Source organism: Gilvirhabdus luticola (assembly GCF_040117515.1).
Lineage (GTDB): Bacteria > Bacteroidota > Bacteroidia > Flavobacteriales > Flavobacteriaceae > Gilvirhabdus > Gilvirhabdus luticola.
The window spans coordinates 226336-242864 of sequence record NZ_JBEEEN010000002.1 but is presented as its reverse complement, the minus strand read 5'-3'; the positions used below and the strand labels follow the sequence as shown (position 1 = coordinate 242864).

The window sequence follows — 16529 nt, the reverse complement described above, 5'->3', positions numbered from 1 at the left end:
TCTCAAAAAAAATGAAGTTACAAACCCAAATACCATTACAACAACAGTCTGAAAATCTAATAGACTATCAATCTAAAATTCTGCTGTTAGGGTCTTGTTTTGTTGAAAATATAGGCGGAAAACTAGAATATTTCAAATTCCAAAACCTAATTAATCCATTTGGTATTATGTTTCATCCCTTGGCGATTGAAAACCTAATATTCAAATCTGTTGAAAAAAAAGAGTATACCGAAAGGGACATTTTCTTTCATAATGAACAATGGCATTGTTATGATGCACATTCAAAATTATCAGATGTTTCAAAAGACAATCTACTCAAAGAATTAAACCAACAACTTGATTTAACTCGCAATTATATTATGGATTCCAGTCATATAATTATAACATTGGGTACTTCTTGGGTTTACAAGCACATTGAGCAAAATAGTTATGTTGCTAATTGTCATAAAATATCTCAAAAAGAGTTTTCAAAAGAGTTGTTGACTGTTGATGAAATTTCACAATCTTTAAATGCAATTATTAATTTAATAAGTACTGTGAACTCTGGAGCAACAATTATTTTAACAGTGTCTCCAGTTCGCCATTTAAGGGATGGTTTTATTGAAAACACACAAAGCAAATCACATTTATTTTCTGCATTACATTCTGTTTTGTCACATCGAGCGCAGTCGAGATGTCATTATTTTCCCTCTTTTGAAATCATGCTTGATGAGCTTCGGGATTATCGCTTTTATGCTGAAGATATGATTCACCCTAATGCAACGGCAATAAATTATATATGGGAAAAGTTTCAACAGGTCTGGATTTCTCCTCTTGCAAAAGAATCGATGGATGATGTTGACGACATTCAGAAAGGATTACTTCACAAAGCATTCAGTCCAAATTCTGAAGGGCATCAGAAATTTTTAGCCGTACTCGATGCCAAAAAAAGGAATTTAAAAGCATTATATAAGTACATTAGTTTTGACGAATAATTTAAAATACACTTCATCTTTTTTTAATACCATTTTGTCGAAAAATTGGCTGACAAATCGATATCTCGGGTTATCTTTCTTGAGCTATTAATCAATATACTTAAAAACATCAAGATTGGATCTGTAAAATGATTTGAAATTGATGTTTTTTGCTTTTAAAAATACTCTATTCGTATTTAATACAGAGAAATCAAACTTTTTGAAAACAATTCCATTTCTTCAAGTGTACCTGTACTTATACGGCACCAATTGTAAAACGGAGGAAAAGCTCTTCCAATACGTACACCTTTGTCATACATCAGTTTTCCAAGCCCATTAATGTCCTTCCCAGATTTAAAGAAGACAAAGTTTGTGCTTGAATCTAGATATTTTAGGCCTAAATGGTCCAAAGTATTGTAAATAATTGTTTTGGCTTCCTTGTTTTTGTGAATTGTGAAATCATAAAACTCTTGATCATTCAAAGCTTCTTTTGCACCTTCAATAGCATAGACATTACTCATGGCAACAATATTACTGCGTATTTTTCTTGCTAATTCTGGTTTGGCAATGAGGTAGCCAATACGCATTCCAGCCATCCCATAAACTTTAGAAAATGTTTTAGATACTACAATATTCCCTCCTTTTTTTACAAGCTCTATCATACTAGGATAGGTTGGATCTTCAATATATTCATAATAAGCTTCATCGCTAAATACAATAGTCTTTTTACCTGCCGAATAGCAGAAATCCAATAGAGTGTCTTTTGGCAAAAGCGTAGAAGTAGGATTGTTAGGGTTACAGACAAAAACCATTTTGGTGTTTGAGGAAATTCTTTTTTCAATTTCTTCTAAATCATATCCTAAATTTTCATCAACAGGCACCCAATTAATATTAGCGCCCCACATTTCGGCATATTGCATCATGGCCAAAAAAGTGGGTTTTGCAGCAATAATTTCGCCACCATTAGCTGTAAATGTGATTCCAGCTATTTTTAAGCCTTCAGTTGAACCGCCTGTTATAATAATACTTTCTTTAGACACGCCATGCTTATTGGCCAACAGTTCCGCCAAATCATCGGCATAGGAATAAGGATAGCGACAACCATCGTCAAACGCAACTTTAACAGCATTTCTAACACGCTCTGAAGGCCCATAAGGGTTTTCATTAGAACTTAACCGAATAGGTTTGACTAATTTTCTAGGATTGAATTTTATAATTTCTTCAGCAGATAAAGTCTGAAAACCATTTAATAAAGTAAAACCACCAACAAGCGAGGCGGTTTTTAGCCATTGTCTTCTATTGAGTTCCATAATGATATATTGAAGTATATCACCAAGATACTCAATAAGAGGCTATTTAGCAAGAATGCTTTGTACTCTTCTCCAGCCACCACCATTAATGGCATCAATATTATTTAAGTTTAGGAATTTTGCGGCTTTAGCCGAACGTACGCCACTTTCACAATACACAATAAATGGTTTGTTCATTTGTTTTAGTTCCTCGACATTATGATGTAATTCCTGTAAAGGAATATTTTGAGATTTAGGTAAAGAATTTGCATTGAATTCCCTTACTGTTCTTACATCCAAAAGAATAGCTCCTTTATTTAGATAACCCTTAATTTTTTTGTCGTTGCCTCCAAAAAGAAAATCCAGTAATCCCATGTTGTTCTTATTTTATTATAAATGACTTCTTTAAATGATGTTGTCATTCCGCACTAGATGCGGAATCCACTTACTTATTCTTGTTTTTATTAGATTCCCGCTTTCGCAGGAATGACAATACATTTTCAAACTGAACCTTTAAGTAAAGTTTGCTTATCGCAAATTACTGCTTTTTATTGTGAATTGAATGTAACAAGAGTTACAAGGCTTTTTTTCTTTATCTTCATGCTTTGTTTATAGTATAACTTCAATGAATAAAGAAACCTTACAACAAGTACATAATAGAGTTAAGCCATATATTCATAGTACTCCAATTCTTACATCTTATCTTATAAATGAAATTGTTGGCGCTAGTGTGTATTTTAAATGCGAAAACTTCCAGAAAATGGGAGCTTTCAAAATGCGAGGTGCTACCAATGCACTTTTAAGTTTATCTGATGAGCAAAAAGAAAAAGGTGTGGTAACACATTCTTCCGGGAACTTTGCACAAGCCATAGCTTTAGCAGCTAAACAACTTGGGGTAAAAACTTATATTGTGATGCCAGAAAACGCGCCACAATCTAAAAAAGATGCTGTAGAAGCCTATGAAGGAAACATTATAGTATGTGAATCTACAGCTATTGCTCGAGAACAAATAGCAGAGAAAATCAGGAAAGAAAAGAAAGCAACCTTTATTCATCCTTCAAACGATTTGGAAGTTATTTTTGGACAAGGAACAGCAGCAATTGAATTGTTAGAAGAAGAACCCAATTTAGACTACATTGTTACACCAGTTGGTGGTGGTGGTTTAATTGCTGGAACGTGTTTAGCCGCAAAATATTTCTCTGAAAACTGTAAAGTAATTGGTGGAGAACCTATGAATGCAGATGATGCTTACCGTTCTTTAAAATCTGGAAAAATTGAATATAATGATACCGTAAATACCATTGCAGATGGATTGCGCACGTTTCTTGGAGATCAAAATTTTCCAATAATTAAAGAGCATGTTGAGCGGATTATAAGGGTCGAAGAAGATGAGATCATTCATGCAATGAAATTGATTTGGGAGCGCATGAAAATTATTATTGAACCTTCGAGTGCAGTGGCTTTTGCGGCTTTGCTGAAAGAAAAAGATACATTTACAACCAAAAAGGTTGGTGTTATTATTTCTGGAGGCAATGTAGATTTAGTAAATTTACCTTTTGCAAGATAATAGATATAACATGAGCAGTTCATACGTCAAAACACATATAGAAAATCAAGTTGGATATATCGAATTTTTCCATCCTTCACACAACTCTTTGCCATCAGATGTATTGGGTAAATTACAAGATGCTATTGTAAATGCTGGTAATGATGATGACATTAAAACCATTGTTCTAAAAAGTGGTGGAGACAGAACATTTTGTGCAGGAGCAAGCTTTCAGGAATTAATAGCTATAGATAGTGAGAAATCTGGAAAGGCATTTTTCTCTGGATTTGCAAACCTTATAAACACAATGCGAAAGTGTCCTAAATTTATTATTGGTCGAGTGCAAGGTAAAGCAGTTGGCGGTGGTGTTGGTTTGGCGTCTGCAACAGATTATTGTTTAGCATCTAAATTTGCTTCCATCAAATTAAGTGAATTGTCTTTGGCTTTTGGTCCTTTTGTCATTGAACCTGCTGTAACACGGAAAATAGGTTTGAGTAATATGACACAATTGTCTATAGATGCTACCAATTTTAAATCGGCTGAATGGGCAAAAGAGAAAGGATTATTTGTTGAAGTTTTTAAAACTATAGAAGATCTGGATGAGGCTGTAAAAGCTTTTGCAGAAAAACTTGCAACATACAGTCCAGACGCTATGAAACAAATGAAATCTGTCTTTTGGACAAATACAGAACATTGGGATGATTTGCTCATTGAACGTGCTGCGATCAGTGGCAAATTAGCTTTAAGCGATTTTACCAAAGAAACATTGAAAAGATACAAATAAAAGTCTCAACTTTGTAGTCTTAAAATTCAGTGATGAACTATAATATTACAATCGATAAAATAAAAGAATCTAAAGTTTCAACAATAGATTTCAACAATGTTCATTTGGGTAAAACATTTACAGATCACATGTTTATTTGTGATTATGAAAATGGAGAATGGACAAACCCAAGAATTGAGCCTTTACATTTAATTCCAACACATCCTGCAGCTATGGCATTGCATTATGGTCAGGCCATATTTGAAGGTATGAAAGCTACAGTAGATGCTGAAGGAACACCAATGTTATTCAGACCAGAAAAAAATGCTTCTAGGTTAAATTTTAGTGCTTCGAGAATGGGAATGCCAACATTTCCTGAAGACTTGTTTGTTGAAGGTTTAAAACAATTAGTGGCTTTAGACCATGATTGGATTCCGCCACAAGAAGGAAGTGCTTTATACTTAAGACCATTCATGTATGCAGATGAAGCTTTTATTGGTATGCGAGCTGCAACACATTACAAATTTATCATCATGGCATCACCATCACAACCGCTTTATAATAAACCTGTGCGTTTGTATGCCGAAACCAAATTTATTAGAGCAGCCAATGGAGGCACTGGAGAAGCTAAAGCAGCAGGAAATTATGCTGCAGCAGTGCAACCAACAGAAATTGCGAAACAAAAAGGATATGATCAGGTTCTGTGGTTGGATGCTCGTGAGTTCCATTATATACAGGAAGTTGGAACCATGAATATTTTCTTCAAAATCAATGGTGAATTTATTACACCAAGCCTTGATGGTTGTATTCTTGCTGGCATTACTAGAATGAGTATTATTGAATTATTAAGACATAAAGGATTTAAGGTAACTGAACGTCCAATACATATAGAAGAAATTATTGAAGCTTCAAAGAATGGAACGCTAGAAGAAGCTTTTGGCACAGGTACAGCTGTTGGTATTACGATGATTCAGGAAATAGGATATAAAGATTCTACAATAAAAGTTTCAGATAGCTTTCCTATAGCTCAAATGCTTTTAGACACGCTTAATGGTGTTCGTTCAGGGAAAATGAAAGACGAACTGAATTGGATGCTAAAAGTTGAAAATAGTCTAGTTAATTAACCAAACTTTTTTCAATAATTGAAATACCGTTATCTATGAGCTTGCCGAATTCTGGTTTATGAAGTTTAACAGTTTCTAAATGGCTTGCAATTTTCGCACAAAGTTTTGATTCATTTCCTTTATAGGCCAATTCATATAATTCAACAGACAATAACCAATCATCAGGATAATCTTCAATAAGTTGTTCCAAAATTTTAGTTCTGGATACAGAACGATTTTTGCCTTCCCTAAAATCACGAACTTGTTGATAAAGTTCTTCTAGTTGTAAACGTTTTTTAGATTTTTTAATATGAATGGTTTCTGAACTTAATTTGTGTGTTACCATATTAAAACTTTGTAAATCTGCTGGTCCGGAAAATGCTGAAATTATACTTTTACCTATAGCCATATCGTAAGTTCCCCATTCGGGTTTAAAAAGAATAGTATTGCCATGGTTTACCGTGCAATTTTTAAAGCTAATTAGAATTATTTTACCTTGAAGATTGCGTTTTCCAGTAATTATTTCTCCTTTCACTTTAATGTTGCCTTCAAATTCAAGTTCAATGGTTTCGCCTTCATAAATATCATAAGCCCTTAAATCTCTAGGGCTCATATCTTCAATAGCTAAATTAATCCCTTTTAATTTTCCAACTGGTGTTCCAAAACCATGTTTATGATAATTGGTACCATGACCAATGATTTCTTTTCCTCTGTAAGCTAAAGCTGTTGCTCCAGAAGTTTGGACGTAAATTGGCTTGTTATTATGTTCTAAAACCTCTGTAAATACGCCTGAAACTTGCAATCCTGTACTAAACTCTATAGTACCCAATGCATCAGATTCTATAAGTTTTTTAACTCCTGACAAACCTCCAGTTCTTAAGGCCATTGTATTTGCAAATTCTTCCAGGACTAGACTTAAATGAGCAAAATCTGGTGTAACGTAGAGCTGAGGTTGTGGTTTGGTAATATCAAACTCTTTATAAGTTGCTTCAATGTTATAGGGTAATTTTTTTACTTCATCTGTCATGCACCATGCACTTTCACCGATAGAAGAAAGCAGTCCAGCACCATATATTTTAGGGTTCTCAAGACTGCCTATTAAGCCATATTCAACAGTCCACCAATGTAAATTTCTGATTAAAGCCATTTCGCTTGGCTTTCCCATATTATTCTGAAGGTATTCTACTTTTTTTTCAGCTTCAACTATATCTTTTTTGTTTGAATTAGGAGCTTCTTTAATAATAGATAAATGTCTTACCGCATCATACAACTCATAATCTTTAGCAGACGAAATAGCCTTGCAACCTATTTCACCAAAGCGTCTTAAATACTCTGCGTATTCTGGGTTAGCGATAATGGGAGCATGTCCAGCACCTTCATGAATGATATCTGGAGCAGGTGTATATTCAATATGCTCTAATTGTCTGATGTCACTGGCAATAACCAGAACATTATACGCTTGAAATTCCATAAAGGCATTTGGTGGAATAAAACCATCTACTGCAACTGCAGCCCAACCAATTTCTTTTAGAATACGGTTCATACCATACATGTTTGGGATACTATCTATTGAAATGCCAGTAACTTTTAAACCATCAACATAAGAATCATGTGCTACAGTACTTAAATAGTCTACATTCTTACGCATTACATATCGCCAAACTGCCTGATCTATTGCAGAATATTCTTCATAGTTTTGAGGTTTGATATATTGGCGAAGATGTTTGGGTAAACGTTCAAGAATTTCGTTGGATTCTATAGTTTCGGGATACATGAATTAATATTTTTTAGTATTGTAAAAATACGAAATTAAGCTGTAGTAATTGAAATTTCAGCTCAAGATTATGAAATAAAAAAAGCGACTATTCAGTCGCTTTTTTTATTGTTTTACCGTTAAGAACCAGGAGGATATAGTTCCATTATTTTAGAAACAAATTCTTTAATTCGCTCTTCTTTTTTCTCCATATTTTTAGATAAATAGCCAGTTCCCATACCTTGCCAGATCAATTCTTTTTTACTAGCATCTATTAAATCTATGTATAATGTGCCTTCTATACTTGTTGAAACAGAAGGTTGATTCCAACCCCAACCCCAACCTGGACCATAAGCTCCATAAGGGCCCCATCCGCCCCAACCCCAAGCACCCATTCCCCAAGCATTGTTATATATATCAACACGTTGTTGAGATTTCGTAAAAAGGCTAATTAAAAGATCTGGCTTTTCTGATTTTATATAGCCTTTTGCAAGCAATTCGGTTTCAATGGCCCTTAACAATCTACGTTTATCCAAATCATTGATTTCGGCTTGGTCAATACCAGGTTTATAAAATGCAAACGATTTGTAATCACCAAAATTTGCGTTCTTGTCATAATCTGTAGCGACTTTAACAGAACTACAAGAAGTTATTACTAATAATACTACCAAAAAGGATGCTTTTTGAATTAACTTTTTCATAATTTTTTTGTTTGTAGTTATAACGAATTTAATAAATTATCCCTTATCTTTTTGTGAAACCAAAAATATTAAGTTTACAAAACATTGAGCTTTGATAATTTTTAATTTACTTTTTAAGCATCAAGAATCATACCAATAAAAGCTTAATGGAACAGATTTGGTTTATAACGAATTTGTCTTTCTGTTGTAATCGTATGGGCAATGCCTGCATGAACTTTGGCAACAATATCCACGTTTTAAATGATATTGTTCTGTAAAACATCTATAACCTTCGGGTGTTAAATAGTAATCACCTTCTTCGATTGGAATATGGTCTTTCATTATTTTGTAAAGATAGCGTAAATTTAAGAAAATGTTATTTGACTTTGTAGTTAAGGTTTCAAATAAGTTGTCATTCTGGTCAAATAAAAATGGATTGATTTTTGAACTGTATAGAGTATGATTTTGATTTCTAAATATTTAGTTCCTAAAGGCTATTCAGCGATAACAATTTTCCCTTTTTTAGTGTTGAAATATGATAGGTTAAAATCTGATATTGTATTAATTAATCATGAAAAAATTCATTTAAGACAACAGCTGGAATTATTATTCATACCTTTTTATTTGTTTTATGCTATGGAGTTTATATTTCGTCTTTTGCAATACAAAAACTGGACTTTAGCTTATAAGAACATTTCCTTTGAACGTGAAGCTCACCAGAATGAAAACAATTTTGATTATTTAAAGTCAAGGAAATTTTTGCGTTTTTTAAAGTATATTCGCAGCAATGAATTTCAGTCTAGAAAATAGCGTTAATCAACCTATTATTTTGCCTAAAAAATATAATGTTGAACTTTTTATAAAGCGTGAAGATAATATTCATCCAATCATTTCTGGCAATAAATACAGAAAACTAAAATACAATCTTATTGAAGCCAGAAAACAAGACTATAAAACCTTACTTACCTTTGGAGGTGCTTTTTCCAATCATATTGTAGCTGCTGCAGTGGCTGGAACTGAATTTAGATTTAAAACCATTGGGGTTGTAAGAGGTGAAGAGTTAACAAATATGATTGATGAAAATCCTACATTAAAGCATGCTTCAGATAATGGAATGCAATTTAAGTTTGTGTCTCGTGAAGATTATAGAAATAAGGATTCTGACGAGTTTATTGCTGGTTTAAAAGCAGAGTTCGGTCAGTTTTATTTGCTTCCTGAAGGTGGCACCAACGATTTGGCTGTAAAAGGATGTGAAGAAATATTAAACAATCAAGATATTCATTTTGACTACATCTGCTGTTCGGTTGGAACAGGTGGAACCATTGCTGGTCTTATAAATTGTTCACAACCTGGTCAACAAGTTTTAGGATTTCCTGCTTTAAAAGGTAGTTTTTTAAAAGATGATATTAGTAAATTTGTGACCAAATCAAATTGGAAACTTATTGCTGATTATCATTTTGGAGGTTATGCCAAAATAAATTTGGAATTAATAAGTTTTATTAATGAGATTAAAGAAAATCATGATATTCCATTGGATCCAATATATACAGGCAAAATGATGTATGGTGTTTTTGATTTAATTAAAAAAGGGTTGTTCCCTGAAGAATCAAAAATTTTAATGATCCATACTGGAGGTCTACAAGGAATTGATGGAATGAATTTTAGATTAAGAAAAAGAAAATTACCGTTAATTGGTTAAACATATGAAGCGATTTTTGGCAGTATTATTTATAGGTATATTCATGTTTAGTTGTGGTACTAAAAAAAGGGTAGCTCAACGTGAAGTAGAAAGGCAAAAAAGAGAAGAAGTTGTGGTTCATGAAACTAAAGAAGAAGAAACTGTAATCGAAGAGACAAACGAAATTCTTACACCAACAATAGATATACCGAATTCTAACGAAGATTATATTGATATGTACAGTGCTATTGCACAGCAAGAAATGAAACTATACGGCATTCCTGCAAGTATTACTTTAGCCCAAGGTATTTTAGAATCTGGTTCAGGAAAGGGAAGGCTTTCAACTGAAGCTAATAATCATTTTGGCATTAAATGTCATGAATGGACAGGAGCAAGAATTTATCACGATGACGATGAGTCTCAAGAATGTTTTAGAAAATATATAGATGCCAAATATTCGTTTAGAGATCATTCATTGTTCTTAACCGAAAGGAGACGTTATGCTGGATTGTTTGATTTAAGAAAAGATGATTATAAACGCTGGGCAAAAGGGTTGAAAGCAGCTGGTTATGCCACGGACAAGAGGTATCCAGAAAAATTAATTAGCCTAATTGAGCGTTATGAATTATATAAGTTTGATAAATTTGTAAATACCGAAGCACAAAACCAAGAAACTGCTGAAATTAGAGAGTACGTGGTTATAAAAGGAGACACACTATATTCCATATCCAAACGCTTTAATTTAACAGTACAAGAACTTCAACAACTCAATGGACTTAACACAAACGATATCAAAATAGGTCAGATTTTGAATGTAAAACCTTCATCAAAAGATTTCTAATTTTTATGATTTATAAAAGAAGTAGTGATTTATTCATAGAAGCCGAACAGGTAATACCAGGTGGAGTTAACTCACCAGTAAGAGCATTTAAAGCAGTAGGTGGAACACCTATTTTTGTGAAAGAAGCTAAAGGAGCGTATTTGTATGATGAAGATGGTAACAAACTAATTGATTATATAAACTCTTGGGGCCCAATGCTATTAGGTCATGCTTTTGAGCCAGTAGTAAATGCAGTCATTGATAAGGCAAAAAAAGGAACATCTTTTGGAATGCCAACAGAAATAGAAACAGAAATAGCAAAGCTTGCTGTTTCTATGGTGCCTAATATTGATAAAATCCGTTTTGTGAATTCTGGTACAGAGGCCTGTATGAGTGCTGTACGTTTGGCAAGAGGTTTTACAGGTAAAGATAAAATTATAAAGTTTGCTGGTTGCTATCATGGGCATAGCGATTCATTCTTAATTCAAGCGGGCAGTGGTGCCGTGACATTTGGTACACCAAATAGTCCAGGTGTTACAGAAGGCACTGCAAAAGACACCTTGTTGGCTAGATATAATGATTTGCAAAATGTTGCAGAATTAATTGAAGCTAATACAAATGAAGTTGCCTGCATCATCATTGAGCCAGTTGCCGGCAATATGGGTTGTATTCCACCGCTTGAAGGATTTCTTGAAGGATTAAGGGGTTTGTGTGATACCAATGATATTTTGTTAATTTTTGATGAGGTGATGACAGGGTTTAGATTAGCAAAAGGAGGTGCTCAAGAATTATTTGATATTAAATCAGATATTGTTTGTTTTGGTAAAGTAATAGGAGGAGGTCTGCCTGTAGGAGCCTTTGCTGCACGTGACGAAATTATGAATTATCTGGCACCTATTGGGCCAGTGTATCAAGCAGGAACATTAAGTGGAAATCCGTTAGCGATGGCTGCTGGATTAGCTATGTTAAAAACAATTGATAGTGATTCTGAACTTTTTAAAAGATTAGAAGAAAAGACAGCATATTTACACAACGGTTTGTCTAAAGTTTTAACTGAAAATAATATTACTCACACCATTAATAGAGTAGGCTCTATGATTTCTGTTCACTTTGCTGAAGAGAAAGTTGTAGATTTTGAAACCTCTGCCAAAGGAAATAACGAAACCTTTAAAAAGTTCTTTCATGGTTTGTTAAAACAAGGGATATATATTGCACCAAGTGCTTTTGAAACCTGGTTTATAACAGATGCTCTTACCTACAAAGATTTGGACGAGACCATTAAAGTAGTTGACGTAGTATCAAAAAACCTATAAAAAAAAGCAGGGATTTTTTAATCCCTGCTTTTCAAACTAACTAACCAACCAATTTAACTGAAAAATCAATTTAACATTTCAGCTTTACTCTTTATTTTTTTTATGCTTATAGGCTTTCATTTTCTCCTTGCCTTTTTCATGTCTTTTTTCCATGTTCTCACTCCATTTTTTATATTGTTCTTCGGTTAAGATCTCTTTCATTTGTTTTTTGTGAGCAATTTGTTTGTCTAATCTCGCATTTTTCAGTTCCAATTTTTGCTCATCAGTAAGCTTTTCAAACCCAGCATTTTCTTTCATAGATTTATGTGCTTCAATCTTAGCTTTACGTTGTTTGGCATTCTCAAGATTTATCTTTTGTATTTTTTCTTGCTGCTCTTCAGTTAAGTCTAAAGCTAATGTCATTTTCTTTGTTTGCATTATTGCTGCCTCTTCTGGATTCATTGGGCTGCGTTTGTACATGCGTTCTTTTCCAGCTTTATATTCTTCTTTTTGCTTTTCTTGTGCAGTAACCTGAATGGTTATTAAAGCTAAAGCAATAATGAATAGATTTTTCATTTTTTTTGATATTTTATCTTTTGTACTTATGACTAATATAAAATCGAATAGTTTAATTAGCTATGTCTCTTTAACTATAAATTAACATTTTGTGATAATTGAACTAATTTTAATGTAGTTTGATAGACATCTTCTTTTTCCATTTTACTTTTTAACCAAGCATAAAAGCTCATAACAAAAATATCTTCCTGTTGCCCTCCAACCCATGTAAATGAATTTTCAACTTTATTTTTAAAAGCCAATGATGAAACATTTTCTGGAGCTTTATAGTATTCAGTTACAAGATTTAGATACGTTATAACTCTTTTTTGATTTATTTCTTTTAGAAACCTATAATAATTCCTTTTAAAGCTTAACAATCTAGATTCAACCAAATCTATATTCTTAAGTTCTATATATAATAAAATCTCAATTAAGTTTTTCTTTATTACCCATTCTTTACCAATTTTTGAAATATACCAGTTATCGGTATGATAAAATTTTGAATAGATGTGTCTTGCTTTATTAAATTCACCTTTTTGAAAATACATCATTACTAAACTCAAATAAATATCTAATAAAGATTGGATGTCTGGATGTTTTGTAATAATAAACGGTTTTAAAGTTTCAATGGCTTTATTTTGTTGATTTAAAAAGTTTAAATTGAGCGCTAATAGTAAATGATATTTTAGTTTAAGGGAGCTATAATATTTTCTTTGCTTAAGGAACATGTGTTCATGTAACTCCTGCAAAAAATTTAAAGATTCATCAAATTTTTTATTTCTAAATAATGTATATGATATTAAGTAGAGTACCTGTAGGTGATAATATAATTGTTTTGATTTACTTCTATGAGTTAATATTGACTCATATGTATTGATTAAAAAGGGTTCTATCTTTAAGTAATCGTTTGTGGCAAAAGCAGAAATACTAACTATTTTCATTAATTGATATAGAGATTTGAATGACATTTCTTTTAAATCTATATTATATTCCTTAAGCGTATTAATTACTAAATTTTGGAAATTTATAAATTGGCTATTGATAGTTACTTCATTTATTTCTTGCCTAATTTTGGCATACACTATATTCAATCGATCCTCTAGGTTATGTTTTTTTTGATTGGAATTAAATTTTTCAATGAGTTCATTAAGTTTTATTGATGGATTTGAATAAGCATACTGGATTTTTGTATGATAAATTTCATTTAGCAATGGAAATAGATAATTTTCCTCCGCCAGTTCTTCAGCTTTGTCTAAAATTTTATAAGCTACTTTATACTGCTTATGTAAAAAAAAAGTTCTTGATGCCAATATCAATTTAATGATTTGCATATCCAAAGCCTTTTCCTCATCTAAACTCAAGTTGGCAATAAAATCAATTAAAGATTGATATAATCTTTTTCTTAGAGCATGGTAGGCATCTTTTTTATGGGATTGATAAAGCCTAAAACAAATATCTTTTGAGCTCAATTCATTCTTAATCAAAAGTTTAAATAGCTGAATGTTTTTAATGTCTTTACGCTTATTTTTTCTTTCTAAATAGGTTATAAAGCGTTGCTTGTCATCAGAAGATAACGTGGAAACTATATTATTCAAATTATTCATTTAATCATCAGTAATTATTTAATAAATATAGTATTTATAAATATTAAAATAGTAAACTACTAAAATATATCGTCAGTAATTTAAAAAAATCGTGTTTTATACTTCATTTTATAATTACAAATTTGACACATATTTAAAATAGAATATTATGAAATATCAAACAACAGTTTCCCATGAGGAAGAATTAAATGAAGAGTTTAAAAAAGAGATGAAGGTTTTTGATCAAAAACCAACTCCTGCTTTTATTGCGGCTTCTTGGCTGGCATTATTAACAGGCATGACCTCCTATTGTATTGGCTTATGGAATGCTGATATGCAACTCAATGAAAAAGGATATTATTTTACAATATTACTTTTCGGATTATTTTCTGTAATCTCTTTGCAGAAAGCAGTAAGAGATAAATTAGAAAATATACCAATTACAGAGGTTTATTTTGGTATTAGTTGGTTTACAACAATTACTTCAGTTCTGTTATTGATTATAGGGCTTTGGAATGCCGATCTGTATTTAAGTGAAAAAGGTTTTTATGGGATGTCTTTCACATTAAGTATTTTTGCAGCCATAGCCGTGCAAAAAAACATTAGGGATGTACAATATATAGACAGGCATATTGAAGACGATTAATAAAGAGATTAATTTTGTTAATTTTAAAGCCTTGCAGAGTCTTGCAAGGCTTTAAATATTGTAATAAATTAGATTAGCTAATAGGTAACTTTCATTATTGATTTCAAGTTGAAATTAGTTAACTTTGACAGATAAATAAATTTAGTATATACAATGAAAAACATAGCGATGATCTTTACAATGCTTCTACTTTTTAGTTCATGCAAACAAGATAAACAAGAAGAAAAAGTTGAAGAAAAAACACAAACTGAAATGCAAAAGAACTTAAGTAAGTACGTAAGCGTAAAACTTACTACAGATTTAGCCAAACTTTCAGAGAATGAACGCAAAATGATTCCTATTCTGATCAAAGCGGCTAATAAAATGAATAGTTTGTTCTGGCACGAAGCTTATGGGGATAATACAGAGTTATTGAATTCTATAAGCGATGAGGATACCAAAAAATTTATTATGATTAATTATGGCCCTTGGGATAGATTAAATGGTAATAAACCTTTTGTACAGTCTGTTAGTGAAAAGCCAGCTGGAGCTAATTTTTATCCACAGGATATGTCCAAAGAAGAATTTGAAGCTTCTGAAATTGACGATAAGTCTAGTATCTATAATTTTGTACGACGTGATGAAACTGGAAAACTCTATTCAATACCATATCATAAACAATTTGAAAGCGAAGTAAAAGAAGTCTCGGCATTGCTATTAGAAGCTTCAGAATTAGCAGAAGATAAAGGTTTGCAAAAGTATTTAGAATTGAGAGCGAAAGCATTGTTAGATGATGAATATCAAGAAAGCGATTTGGCATGGATGGACATGAAAACCAATACTATTGATATTGTTATTGGTCCAATTGAGACCTATGAAGACCAATTGTTTGGTAATAAAGCAGCTCATGAAGCTTATGTGCTCATAAAGGATCAGGAATGGAGTGAACGACTGGCAAAATTCAGTGCATACTTGCCAGAGTTACAAAAAGGCTTACCAGTTGATGAAGCCTATAAGCAAGAAACACCTGGTACAGATTCAGATCTCAATGCTTACGATGTAGTCTATTATGCAGGAGATTGTAATGCCGGTAGCAAAACTATTGCTATCAATTTACCAAACGATGAAGAAGTACAGTTGCAAAAAGGGACTAGACGTCTTCAGCTTAAAAATGCCATGAAAGCCAAGTTTGATAAGATATTAGTGCCGATTTCTGAAGTTTTAATCGATTCAAGTCAGCGCAAACATATCACTTTTGACGCTTTTTTTGCAAATACAATGTTTCATGAAGTTGCACATGGTTTGGGAATTAAAAACACCATTAATGATAAAGGAACTGTAAGAACTGCATTACAAGAGCATTCTAGCGCTTTAGAAGAAGGTAAAGCAGATATTCTTGGGTTGTATATGATTCAGCAATTAACAAAGAAAGGAGAACTAACGGAAGACATTAAAGACCATATGGTTACCTTTATGGCAGGTATTTTTAGGTCTGTTCGTTTTGGAGCTTCCAGTGCTCATGGTAAGGCCAATATGATTCGTTTCAATTTCTTTAAAGAAAAAGGTGCTTTTAGTCGAAATGAAGATGGAACTTATAAAGTTAATTTTGAAAATATGGAAACTGCTATGACAGAGCTATCTAATTTAATATTAACACTTCAGGGTAATGGCGATTACGAAGGAGTTGCCAAACTAGTTGCAGAAATGGGTATTGTAACAGAAGAATTGCAAGCAGATTTAGATAGATTAAGTTCTGCAGATATTCCTGTTGATGTTATTTTCGAACAAGGCACAGAAGTTTTAGGTTTATAAACTTTTAAATTATTGATATAAAGGCTTTAGTTTTTTGCTAAAGCCTTTTTTTATATCTTGTATTAGAAATAATT

General features: G+C 32.4%; 16 protein-coding genes. 9 read left to right on the top strand and 7 right to left on the bottom strand.

What is annotated here, in order from left to right; translation table 11 throughout:
* The first annotated feature begins 11 nt into the window (after positions 1–11).
* Positions 12–974, top strand: a complete 963-nt coding sequence (locus AAFP94_RS05635; RefSeq protein WP_316661524.1) for a GSCFA domain-containing protein — start codon at positions 12–14, stop codon at positions 972–974.
* A 176-nt stretch (positions 975–1150) separates the two neighbouring features.
* Here AAFP94_RS05635 and AAFP94_RS05630 read toward each other — a convergent pair whose 3' ends face one another.
* Entirely contained in the window at positions 1151–2263 is a 1113-nt protein-coding gene (locus AAFP94_RS05630) for a pyridoxal phosphate-dependent aminotransferase (RefSeq protein WP_316661523.1), read from the bottom strand.
* Between the two features lie 42 nt (positions 2264–2305).
* Positions 2306–2617: a rhodanese-like domain-containing protein gene (locus tag AAFP94_RS05625; protein ID WP_316661522.1), complete on the bottom strand. Its 312-nt coding sequence runs from the start codon at positions 2615–2617 to the stop codon at positions 2306–2308.
* Between the two features lie 250 nt (positions 2618–2867).
* Between AAFP94_RS05625 and AAFP94_RS05620 the strand changes: the two genes are divergently transcribed.
* The 3 genes from AAFP94_RS05620 to AAFP94_RS05610 are packed head-to-tail and all read left to right on the top strand — an operon-like array spanning position 2868 to position 5675.
* Complete coding sequence (locus tag AAFP94_RS05620; protein WP_316661521.1) at positions 2868–3809, top strand: pyridoxal-phosphate dependent enzyme; 942 nt, start codon at positions 2868–2870, stop codon at positions 3807–3809.
* A 10-nt stretch (positions 3810–3819) separates the two neighbouring features.
* Positions 3820–4572 (top strand): enoyl-CoA hydratase/isomerase family protein, encoded by a 753-nt coding sequence (locus AAFP94_RS05615; protein ID WP_316661519.1) that lies wholly within the window; start codon positions 3820–3822, stop codon positions 4570–4572.
* A gap of 32 nt (positions 4573–4604) precedes the next feature.
* Entirely contained in the window at positions 4605–5675 is a 1071-nt protein-coding gene (locus tag AAFP94_RS05610) for a branched-chain amino acid aminotransferase (RefSeq protein WP_316661518.1), read from the top strand.
* On the opposite strand, the gene AAFP94_RS05605 is transcribed toward AAFP94_RS05610, so the two are convergent.
* From AAFP94_RS05605 to AAFP94_RS05595, 3 genes are all read right to left on the bottom strand, one after another.
* A complete protein-coding gene (locus tag AAFP94_RS05605; RefSeq protein WP_316661517.1) occupies positions 5668–7428 on the bottom strand; it encodes an aromatic amino acid hydroxylase in 1761 nt (586 codons plus the stop codon). The two genes, AAFP94_RS05610 and AAFP94_RS05605, sit on opposite strands and share 8 nt — an antisense overlap.
* Before the next feature lie 119 nt (positions 7429–7547).
* Positions 7548–8108 (bottom strand): DUF4136 domain-containing protein, encoded by a 561-nt coding sequence (locus AAFP94_RS05600; RefSeq protein WP_316661516.1) that lies wholly within the window; start codon positions 8106–8108, stop codon positions 7548–7550.
* A 162-nt stretch (positions 8109–8270) separates the two neighbouring features.
* Positions 8271–8429, bottom strand: a complete 159-nt coding sequence (locus AAFP94_RS05595) for a DUF5522 domain-containing protein (RefSeq protein ID WP_316661515.1) — start codon at positions 8427–8429, stop codon at positions 8271–8273.
* A 445-nt stretch (positions 8430–8874) separates the two neighbouring features.
* On the opposite strand from AAFP94_RS05595, the gene AAFP94_RS05590 reads away from it, so the two are divergent.
* Genes AAFP94_RS05590 through hemL form a run of 3 tightly spaced genes read left to right on the top strand, consistent with a single transcriptional unit; the run spans position 8875 to position 11898 of the window.
* Positions 8875–9786 carry a 1-aminocyclopropane-1-carboxylate deaminase/D-cysteine desulfhydrase gene (locus tag AAFP94_RS05590; protein WP_316661513.1) on the top strand — a complete coding sequence of 304 codons (912 nt, stop codon included), beginning with the start codon at positions 8875–8877 and terminating at the stop codon, positions 9784–9786.
* Positions 9787–9790: 4 nt separating this feature from the next.
* Positions 9791–10606, top strand: coding sequence for a glucosaminidase domain-containing protein (locus AAFP94_RS05585; RefSeq protein ID WP_316661512.1), 816 nt, complete (start codon positions 9791–9793; stop codon positions 10604–10606).
* A gap of 5 nt (positions 10607–10611) precedes the next feature.
* On the top strand, positions 10612–11898 hold the full coding sequence (gene hemL, locus AAFP94_RS05580; RefSeq protein WP_316661511.1) for a glutamate-1-semialdehyde 2,1-aminomutase: 1287 nt from the start codon (positions 10612–10614) through the stop codon (positions 11896–11898).
* A gap of 84 nt (positions 11899–11982) precedes the next feature.
* Here the strand turns inward: hemL and AAFP94_RS05575 are convergent, their stop codons facing one another.
* Both AAFP94_RS05575 and AAFP94_RS05570 read right to left on the bottom strand, forming a co-directional pair.
* Positions 11983–12453: a Spy/CpxP family protein refolding chaperone gene (locus AAFP94_RS05575; protein ID WP_316661510.1), complete on the bottom strand. Its 471-nt coding sequence runs from the start codon at positions 12451–12453 to the stop codon at positions 11983–11985.
* Positions 12454–12527: 74 nt separating this feature from the next.
* A complete protein-coding gene (locus AAFP94_RS05570; RefSeq protein ID WP_316661508.1) occupies positions 12528–14039 on the bottom strand; it encodes a hypothetical protein in 1512 nt (503 codons plus the stop codon).
* Between the two features lie 148 nt (positions 14040–14187).
* On the opposite strand from AAFP94_RS05570, the gene yiaA reads away from it, so the two are divergent.
* Together yiaA and AAFP94_RS05560 are read left to right on the top strand one after the other, a co-directional pair.
* The gene (yiaA, locus tag AAFP94_RS05565; protein ID WP_316661507.1) at positions 14188–14664 is read left to right on the top strand and encodes an inner membrane protein YiaA; all 477 of its coding nucleotides are present in this window, start codon (positions 14188–14190) and stop codon (positions 14662–14664) included.
* 153 nt (positions 14665–14817) lie between these two features.
* The gene (locus AAFP94_RS05560; protein ID WP_316661506.1) at positions 14818–16455 is read left to right on the top strand and encodes a dipeptidyl-peptidase 3 family protein; all 1638 of its coding nucleotides are present in this window, start codon (positions 14818–14820) and stop codon (positions 16453–16455) included.
* Positions 16456–16529 lie beyond the last annotated feature (74 nt).